This is a genomic window from Megasphaera sp. ASD88 (assembly GCF_002287425.1).
GTDB lineage: Bacteria > Bacillota > Negativicutes > Veillonellales > Megasphaeraceae > Megasphaera > Megasphaera stantonii.
The window spans coordinates 43,705-53,388 of record NZ_NQXW01000017.1 but is presented as its reverse complement, the minus strand read 5'-3'; the positions used below and the strand labels follow the sequence as shown (position 1 = coordinate 53,388).

Genomic DNA, 9,684 nt, shown 5'->3' with positions numbered 1-9,684 from the left:
CGTTCCAGAAGCCTATGTGCAAGCTGTTTTTGCAGAACTAAATCGCCGTCCCCGAAAATGTTTAGGATACAAAACGCCATACGAAGTACATTACTCTAAAAAGTTGCACTTAGCTTGACAATTCGCCGTATATAAAAATCCTCCTGGGCTAGCTGCTTAAAGGAAATCGAATCGTATTCAGCCAGGCGGTGTCCCGGCGGCACGACGCATACGGCTTCGGACTGCAGGAAGGGGATCTGCACGAAGTCATCGTCGACAAAGGGCTGAATCAGGATACCCATATCTACGGCACCGGCTTTGACCATAGAATAGGCCGTCTGCGCCCCTACTTCAGATATCTGAAGATTAATGGCCGGATACATGGATTGATATTGATGCAGAATAGAATATACGACCGTAATGGTAACCGGCGGAACGCCTAAGGTTAGGGTTCCCCGCGCCGATTTCAGCAGCGCCGACAGCACTTCCGTTTCCGATTTATAATTCGACACGATCTTTACGGCACCATGGTAAAAGATTTCGCCGGCAGAGGTTAATTTAAACTTTTTCGCCGTCCGGTCAATTAATTCCGTATCATAGGCTCTTTCCAGCGAACGAATGGCCTTGCTGATCGTCGACTGGCTGATAAACAACGATTCGGCCGCTTTCGTAAAGCTTTGTTTTTTTACGGTTTCGATGAAATAGATAAAATGGTCTATATTCATATGTGTGTCTCCTCTCCGACAGGTTTGTCCCGAATCCTTATCTTCTGGTCACATACAAAAACTTTTACGATTTATTAGAAAAAAGGATTTCACGCCCCGATTCCATACTATATTTTTTATTATGTCATACACCAAATAGCGTTTAAAATGAAATTATATCATTATCAGCACGCTTTCAATTCATTTTGTTGCCTTTTCTGGAATTCCATGGAATTATAAATTAAATTTTTCTTTGCTTTTGACACGACACGATTCTATTCCAAAATATCCGCCTATTTATCAGAAAAAACATAGGCTCAAAAGCCCAAGCCGCCTATTTATCTTCTTAAATATTATAAACACAGCCTGTCGCAAGCAAATCGATATACTTTTTTCATTCTGACCATTCAAAAAAAGAAAGAAATATAATGCTAGTATACTGGGCGTTTACTGGGCGTTCTCATACTGCCGCACCACATATATCCACCAGCAGCGCAGCATATTTGTACAAAATTAATATAATATATAGAAAAGATTCACGTACTACAGAACAACGTTACGAACGTCTTATCCCATCTTTCATACAGGCAAAAAGCAGCGTTATTTCTTTATTCGCCGCTATATTCGTCTTTTCCTTCCCTTCATTGCATATCGTTATTGACTAAAGATTCCATACTTCTCCTTATCTATTCCTTGACGTTATTGATTTTTCCATAGTATAATTCTCTCAAGTAATTAAACATGTGATTTTTTTATCAATTGTTTTCTAACTTTGTTTTTTTATAATTCTTATAAAGAATTATATTTTCCAATAAATAGTTCTCTATAAGAATTCTAATATAGCAATAGTTCTGTATTTTATGCGATTTAAGACAAAAAGGGGAAGGGGAATTTTATGTTATGAAAAAAGTGAAAGTTATCACATCATCTCAAGCAGCCGAATTGGTCAAAGATAACGATACCATAACGTCTATCGGCTTCGTCAGCTGCGCTCATCCCGAGGCTTTGACCAAAGCCTTGGAAAAACGATTTTTAGAAACAGGCTCTCCTAAAAATCTGACGTATATGTACGCCGCATCGCAGGGAAAACGCGATGGCCGCGGCGGTGAACATCTCGCCCACGAAGGGTTATTGAAGCGTATTATTATCGGTCACTACCAAACGGTGCCGGCAATCGGCAAGTTGGCCGTAGAAAACAAAATCGAAGCGTATAACTGCTCTCAAGGCACGTTAGTTCATTGGTTCCGAGCCTTGGCTGGCCATAAAATCGGTGTGTTTACCGATATTGGTCTCGGTACTTTCCTCGATCCTCGTCAAGGCGGCGGCAAGCTCAATGACGTTACAAAGGAAGACATTGTAAAACTGTTGGAAATCGAAGGACAGGAACAGCTTTTCTACCCGACATTCCCAATCAACGTCGCCTTCCTGCGCGGTACATATGCCGACGAATGCGGCAATATTACGATGGAAGAAGAAGTAGCTCCGTTGGAAAATACGTCCGTAGCCCAGGCAGTTCATAACTGCGGCGGCATCGTCGTCGTTCAGGTTAAACAAATTGTCGAACACGGCAACTTGGACCCGCGCCTCGTAAAAATCCCCGGGATTTACGTCGATTACGTCGTAGTCGCCGACGAAGCCGACCATGAACAGGCCTTTGGCTGTGCATACGATCCGACGCTGTGCGGTGAACGTCGCGCCCCCTTAGGCGAAGCTAGCGAAGCGCTTCCTATGAGCGCCAAGAAAATTATCGGTCGCCGCGGTGCCTTGTTCCTGAAGGAAAACGCCATCGTCAATCTCGGCGTAGGCGCACCGGAATATGTCGCTTCCATCGCAGATGAAGAAGGCATCTCCGATACGATTACCTTAACGGTGGAAAACGGAGCCATCGGCGGCGTGCCCCAGGGCGGCGCGCAATTCGGCTCAACGCGAAACGCCGAAGCCATCATCGATCACACCTACCAATTTGATTTCTACGACGGCGGCGGTTTGGATATGGCCTTTTTAGGCTTGGCGCAATGCGATAAAACAGGCAACATCAACGTCAGCAAGTTTGGCACCAATATCGCCGGCTGCGGCGGTTTTCCTGATATTTCCCAGCAAACGCCGAACGTATTCTTCTGCGGCACCTTTACAGCCGGCGGCTTAAAAATTGCTGTGGAAGACGGCCAAGTACGTATCATACAAGAAGGTAAATCGAAGAAATTCGTCGATGCCGTAGATCAGATTACGTTCAACGGCGCATACGCTGCTCGTCGCGGTCAGCATGTCTTCTATATTACAGAACGATGCGTCTTTGAATTGACCGAAAAAGGGTTAAAACTTATCGAAGTCGCTCCCGGCATTGACGTAGAAAAAGACATCCTCGCCCACATGGACTTTAAACCCATTATCGAAGATTACAAGATCATGGATGCCCGAATTTTCCAGGAGGGTCCGATGGGATTAAAGAATTAATTATTTAAAGATAGTAAGGAGATAATACGTATGAAACCAATGAGATTACACCATGTCGGCATCGTATTGCCGACGCTGCAGAAAGCGCATGACTTCATCGAAGCCAACGGTTTGGAAATCGACTATGCCGGATTCGTCAACGCCTATCACGCCGACTTGATTTTCACCAAAAAGGGCCCGTTCAGCAGCCCCTTGGAAATGATCATCCCTCGCGAAGGCGTGCTGACGAAGTTCAATAACGGCAAAGGCGGCATCGCTCATATCGCTTTTGAAGTCGACGACGTAGAAGCTGTCCGCCAGGAAATGGAAGCTGAATGTCCCGGCTGCATGTTGGAAAAGAAAGCCGTCTTAGGCACCGACGATATTATCGTCAATTTCCGCCGCCCCAGCACCAATCAGGGTATTCTCGTCGAATATGTTCAGACAACGGCTCCTATTACGGGCCGCGGCGTCAATCCCTTCGAATCCATGGGAGAAGATGGCAAGATCAATACGTCGTGGCATCCTATGCGACTCCACCACGTCGGCATCGTCCTCCCGACGATGGAAAAAGCCGAAGCCTTTATCAAAGCCAACGGCCTTGAAGTCGATTACGCCGGCTTCGTCGATGCCTATCACGCCGACCTCATCTTTACGAAGAAGGGCGAATTCAGCACGCCGCTGGAAATGATTATCCCCCGCGAAGGCGTCCTGACGAAATTCAACGACGGTAAAGGCGGCATCGCCCATATCGCCTTTGAAGTCGACGACGTAGAAGCCGTCCGTCAGCATATGGAAAAAGAATGCCCCGGCTGCATGCTGGAAAAGAAAGCTGTATTAGGCACTGACGATATCATCGTCAACTTCCGCCGCCCCAGCACCAATCAGGGCATCCTCGTCGAATATGTTCAGACCATCGCCCCGATCAACCGCAGCAACCCTAATCCCTTTGAAAAATAACAACGCAAGCCAGAAAGGATGAAACCCATGTATACTCTTGGAATCGACGTCGGCTCGTCGTCGTCCAAAGCCGTCATTTTAGAAAATGGAAAACATATCATATCCCACGCTGTCGTGGAAATCGGCACGGGGTCGACAGGGCCGGAACGCGTTCTGGAAGACGTCTTCTCCGGCACGGGCCTTACGATGGACGACATGGCCCATATCATTGCGACGGGCTATGGGCGCTTCAACGTCGACTGCGCCAAAGGCGAAGTCAGCGAAATCACCTGCCACGCCAAGGGAGCCCTCTTCGAATGCCCCGGCACGACGACGATTCTTGACATTGGCGGCCAGGACGTAAAAGCAATAAAACTAAATACACAGGGCCTGGTCATGCAGTTCGCCATGAACGACAAATGCGCCGCCGGCACGGGCCGCTTCCTCGATGTCATGTCCAAGGTATTGGAAATCCCTATGTCCGATATGGGCGACTGGTATTTTAAATCACAAAACCCGGCCCCTGTCAGCAGCACCTGCACGGTCTTCGCCGAATCGGAAGTCATTTCCCTGTTGTCTAAAAACGTCCCGAAGGAAGACATCGTCGCCGGCGTGCACCGCTCTATCGCCAGCAAGGCCAGCGCCTTGGTCCGCCGCGTCGGCGTCGGTCCCGACCTTACCATGACCGGCGGCGGTTCCCGCGACGCCGGCGTCGTAGACGCTATATCCAAAGAATTAGGCATTCCCGTCAATGTAGCCCTGCACCCCCAGGTAGTCGGAGCACTGGGCGCCGCATTGATTGCCTATGATAAAGTCACCAAATAACAAAGGAGAGATCTCAATGAGTGAAGAAAAAACGATTGATATTGAAAGCATGAGCGCTAAAGACGCTCTCGGCTATTTTCTGCCGAAAGTAGACGAAGACGCCCGCATCGCAAAAAAAGAAGGCCGCCTCGTCTGCTGGTCCGCTTCCGTAGCACCTCCCGAATTCTGCACCGCTATGGACATTGCCATCGTATATCCTGAAACCCACGCTGCCGGCATCGGTGCCCGCCACGGCGCGCCGGCTATGCTTGAAGTCGCTGAAAACAAAGGCTACAACCAGGATATCTGTTCGTACTGCCGCGTCAACATGGGCTACATGGAGCTCCTCAAGCAGCAGGCCCTGACAGGTGAAACGCCGGAAGCCCTGAAAAACTCCCCCGCTTCGCCGATCCCCTTGCCGGACGTCATCCTGACCTGCAACAACATCTGCAACACCTTGCTCAAATGGTATGAAAACATGGCCAAGGAACTGAACATTCCCTTAATTACCATCGACGTTCCGTTTAACCACGAATATCCCGTTACCAAACATGCCAAACAGTATATCGTCGGCGAATTCAAGCACGCCATCAAACAGCTCGAAGAATTATGCGGCCGTCCCTTCGACTATGACAAATTCTTCGAAGTACAGAAACAGACACAGCGTTCTATCGCAGCCTGGAACAAAATTGCCACGTATTTGACGTATAAACCGTCTCCCTTAAACGGCTTCGACCTGTTCAACTACATGGGCCTGGCCGTGGCGGCTCGTTCCTTAAATTACTCTGAAATCACCTTCAACAAGCTCATCAAAGAATTAGACGCTAAATTAGCCGCTAAAAAATACGCTTTTGGCGAAAACGAAAAGACCCGCGTAACCTGGGAAGGCATCGCCGTATGGATCGCGTTGGGTCATACGTTCAAAGCCTTAAAGAATCAGGGCGCGTTGATGACCGGCTCGGCATATCCCGGCATGTGGGACGTTTCGTACGAACCGGGCAACCTCGAATCCATGGCCGAAGCCTATACGCGTACGTACATCAACTGCTGTCTCGAACGCCGCGGCGAAGTCTTGGAAAGCGTAGTACGCGACGGCAAATGCGACGGCCTCATCATGCACCAGAACCGCTCCTGCAAGAACATGAGCCTCTTAAACGACGAAGGCGGCAAACGCATCCAGAAGAACCTCGGCGTCCCCTACGTCATTTTCGACGGCGACCAGACGGACCCCCGCAATTTCTCGGAAGCGCAGTTTGACACGCGTGTCGAAGCATTGTGCGAAATGATGAATGAAAAGAAAGCCAACGAAGGAGGCAATCACTAATGAGCCATATTGATGAACTGATCAGCAAATTTCAAGACGTAGCAAACCATCCGAAAAAAACGGTATTAGAATATAAAAAGAACACTGGCAAGGGCCTCGTCGGCATTATGCCCTACTATGCACCGGAAGAAATCGTATACGCCGCAGGCTATCTCCCTGTCGGACTCTTCGGCGCACAGAAACCGCAGATTTCCGCAGCCCGCACCTATTTGCCGCCCTTCGCCTGCTCCCTCATGCAGGCCGACATGGAATTGCAGCTCAACGGAACGTACGACTGTCTCGATGCGGTTATCTTCTCCGTTCCCTGCGACACGCTCCGCTGCATGAGCCAGAAATGGCACGGCAAAGCGCCGGTCATCGTATTTACGCATCCGCAGAACCGTAAAATCGACGCCGCCGTCGATTTCCTCAAAGGCGAATACGAACACGTCCGCAGCGAATTGGAACGCATCCTGGGCGTAACCATCAGCGACATGGCTCTCCAGGAAGCAATCAAAGTCTACAACGAAAACCGCCGCGTCATGCGCGAATTCTGCGAAGTCGCCGCCCAGTATCCGCAAATCTTTACGCCGGTAAAACGCCATGACGTCATCAAAGCCCGCTGGTTCATGGATAAAGCCGAACACACAGCCTTAGTCCGTCAGCTGATCGACGCCGTAAAGGCCGAACCGGTACAGCCCTGGAAGGGCAAGAAGATTATTCTGTCGGGCATCATGGCTGAACCGGACGAATTCCTAGACATCTTCAGCGAATTCAACATGGCCGTCGTCGCCGACGATTTGGCTCAGGAATCGCGCCAATACCGCAACGACGTTCCCTCCGGCATCGATCCATTGGAACAGCTTGCTAAATGGTGGCAGGACTTTGACGGCTGCCCCTTGGCCATGAACCCGGACAAACCGCGTGGACAAATGCTCATCGACATGGCGAAAAAATACGACGCCGACGCTGTTGTCGTCTGCTTGATGCGCTTCTGCGACCCCGAAGAATTCGATTATCCTATCTACAAAGTCGAATTTGAAGAAGCAGGACTTCGCTATACTGTTCTCGACGTCGATTTGGAATCGCCGTCTTTGGAACAGATGCGTACCCGTATTCAGGCATTCTCTGAAATGCTCTAATTCTTTCACATCGTTGTATAACGCCAAGGCTTACGCGCCTTCAAGGAGCCGGCCTTGGCGTTTACATATATTTACTTATTTTATATTTAGGAGGAATTACAACTCATGGATTTTAAGCTCACAGAAATGCAGCAAGACATTGCAAACCTCGCGAAAGATTTCGCTGAAAAGAAATTGGCCCCGACGGTCAAGGAACGCGACGAAAAAGAAGTCTTCGACCGCGCTATCCTCGATGAAATGGGCACCCTCGGCCTCCTCGGCATTCCCTGGGAAGAAGAAAACGGCGGCGTTGGCGCCGACTTCCTCAGCCTGGCCGTTGCCTGCGAAGAAGTCGCTAAAGTCGACCCCTCCATCGCCCTGAGCTTCGAAGTTCACACCATGCTCTGCTCCTGGCCTATCTGGAAGTTCGGCACGGCGGAACAGAAAGAAAAATATTTGAAACCCCTGGCAGAAGGCACGAAGCTCGGCGCTTTCGGCTTGACCGAACCGAACGCCGGCACGGACGCCCTCAACGGCTCCTCCACGGCTGTTAAGGAAGGCGACTACTACGTCCTCAACGGCTCCAAGGTCTTCAACACCAACGGCGGCGAAGCCGACGTAACCATCGTATTCGCAGCTACGGACAAATCCAAGGGCGCGAAGGGCATGAGCGCGTTCATCGTTGAAAAAGGCATGGAAGGCTTCACCTACGGCAAAGAAGAAGTTAAAATGGGTATCCGTGCTTCCGTACAGCGTGAACTCGTATTCCAGAACGTCAAAGTTCCGGCAGCCAACCTCCTCGGCAAGGAAGGCGAAGGCTTCAAGATCGCTATGATGACCCTTGACGGCGGCCGCGTAGGCGTCGGCGCACAGGCTCTCGGCATTGCAGAAGGCGCGTATAACGAAGCTGTGAAATACGCAAAAGAACGCGTTCAGTTCGGCAAACCCATCGCTACGAAACAGGCCATCGCCTTCATGCTCGCTGACATGAAGCTCAAGATTGAAACGGCTCGCCTCGCCGTATACAAAGCTGCCTGGAAGATGGGCCAGCCCGACGTGAAGTCTTACTCCATGGACGCAGCTATCGCTAAGAAATACGCTTCCGACATCGCTATGCAGGTCACGACAGACGCCGTACAGGTCTTCGGCGGCTACGGCTTCACCCGCGAATACCCTGTAGAACGGTACATGCGCGACGCCAAGATCACCCAGATCTACGAAGGCACGAACCAGGTACAGCAGATGATTATTTCCGGCTCTATCTTGCGGTAACTTAAACCCATATACAAACGAATCATCCAACAAAAGAAACGGAATGATGCAGGAGGCGATGTTCCTGCGTCACTCCGTTTTTTCTATGCGTCAAAAATGATCCGATACGTTGCCTTTATCATATATATACGATACAATAGCAAGATACAAGTTGTATTTATTACTATAATACGTATCGGAGGACAGGCCCGTCTATGATTACTATTAGAAATCTAACGCTGGATAACGGCACCCCTAAAATATGTATTCCCATTGTCGGCGAATCGCTGAGCGAAATCGTGCAGGAATGCCGCTATGTACAGGACAAACCGCATGACTTATTGGAGCTGCGGATCGACTTTTTCAAAAACATAGCCGATTTCCCTTCCGTCAGCAGCGTACTGCAGGCGCTGGCCCAGGAAAAAGACGGCGCGCCGTTGCTGTTTACCTGCCGCACCAAAGCCGAAGGCGGCGAAGCGGACCTGTCTGACAGCGACTATTTTGCCTTGAACAAGTACGCTGTCCAAACGGGATATGTCGACGCCGTAGACATAGAATACAACCGCAGCCGTCCCGGCGCAGAGGAAACGCTTCGCCTGGCGAAAGCCCGCGGCGTCGCCGTCGTCATGAGCAGCCATGATTTTCACAAGACGCCGTCCTATGACGAAATCATAGAGCGGCTGATTGGCATGAAAAAACGCGGCGCCGATATCGTCAAATTCGCCTGTATGCCCCATTCTCCGAAGGACGTCCTTACGCTCCTAGCCGCTACGGAAGCCGTAAAGTCCCTGTACCCTGACGAACCGCTTATCACCATGTCCATGGGCAAGCTCGGCGCCATCAGCCGCGTCTGCGGCGAAACCTTCGGCTCGGCTATTACCTTCGGTTCAGCCCGGAAAGCCTCGGCCCCGGGGCAGCTGGACGCAGCAACCCTGCAGTCCATTCTCACCTCTCTTTCCCGACAGTAACGCCGTACCGCATCTTTGCATCCCTTGTGATATCCGCTGTTATACAGGTATCAAAGGGATGTTTTCTATGCAATGCGTCCCTTTTTAACTCATCTTGATGGACGATCCCTCTATATAAAATCATATATATTATTGACATTGCAGAATCAATACGTATCGTCTACTAATTCGTGCGCAAAAAT

At 50.0% G+C, this 9,684-nt stretch carries 8 protein-coding genes and 1 pseudogene; 8 read left to right on the top strand and 1 reads right to left on the bottom strand.

Annotated features, from left to right (window positions below):
* Positions 1-118 (top strand): annotated as a pseudogene (locus CJ260_RS13200) (IS30 family transposase); the annotation flags it as partial.
* Here CJ260_RS13200 and CJ260_RS09190 read toward each other — a convergent pair.
* Positions 96-704, bottom strand: coding sequence for a LysR family transcriptional regulator (locus CJ260_RS09190; RefSeq protein ID WP_095629975.1), 609 nt, complete (start codon positions 702-704; stop codon positions 96-98). The pseudogene CJ260_RS13200 and the gene CJ260_RS09190 sit on opposite strands and share 23 nt — an antisense overlap.
* Before the next feature lie 879 nt (positions 705-1,583).
* On the opposite strand from CJ260_RS09190, the gene CJ260_RS09185 reads away from it, so the two are divergent.
* The 7 genes from CJ260_RS09185 to aroD all read left to right on the top strand — a co-directional run bounded on the left by CJ260_RS09185 (position 1,584) and on the right by aroD (position 9,502).
* On the top strand, positions 1,584-3,137 hold the full coding sequence (locus CJ260_RS09185) for an acyl CoA:acetate/3-ketoacid CoA transferase (protein WP_095629974.1): 1,554 nt from the start codon (positions 1,584-1,586) through the stop codon (positions 3,135-3,137).
* 30 nt (positions 3,138-3,167) lie between these two features.
* Positions 3,168-4,076: a VOC family protein gene (locus CJ260_RS09180; protein ID WP_087478517.1), complete on the top strand. Its 909-nt coding sequence runs from the start codon at positions 3,168-3,170 to the stop codon at positions 4,074-4,076.
* A 27-nt stretch (positions 4,077-4,103) separates the two neighbouring features.
* Positions 4,104-4,880, top strand: coding sequence for an acyl-CoA dehydratase activase (locus CJ260_RS09175; RefSeq protein ID WP_087478518.1), 777 nt, complete (start codon positions 4,104-4,106; stop codon positions 4,878-4,880).
* A 16-nt stretch (positions 4,881-4,896) separates the two neighbouring features.
* Positions 4,897-6,183, top strand: coding sequence for a 2-hydroxyacyl-CoA dehydratase subunit D (locus tag CJ260_RS09170; protein ID WP_087478519.1), 1,287 nt, complete (start codon positions 4,897-4,899; stop codon positions 6,181-6,183).
* On the top strand, positions 6,183-7,304 hold the full coding sequence (locus CJ260_RS09165) for a 2-hydroxyacyl-CoA dehydratase subunit D (protein ID WP_095629973.1): 1,122 nt from the start codon (positions 6,183-6,185) through the stop codon (positions 7,302-7,304). The genes CJ260_RS09170 and CJ260_RS09165 overlap by 1 nt, the downstream gene beginning before the upstream one ends.
* Before the next feature lie 105 nt (positions 7,305-7,409).
* Entirely contained in the window at positions 7,410-8,555 is a 1,146-nt protein-coding gene (locus tag CJ260_RS09160; protein ID WP_095629972.1) for an acyl-CoA dehydrogenase, read from the top strand.
* 194 nt (positions 8,556-8,749) lie between these two features.
* Positions 8,750-9,502, top strand: a complete 753-nt coding sequence (aroD, locus tag CJ260_RS09155) for a type I 3-dehydroquinate dehydratase (RefSeq protein WP_095629971.1) — start codon at positions 8,750-8,752, stop codon at positions 9,500-9,502.
* The last annotated feature ends 182 nt before the right edge of the window (positions 9,503-9,684 follow it).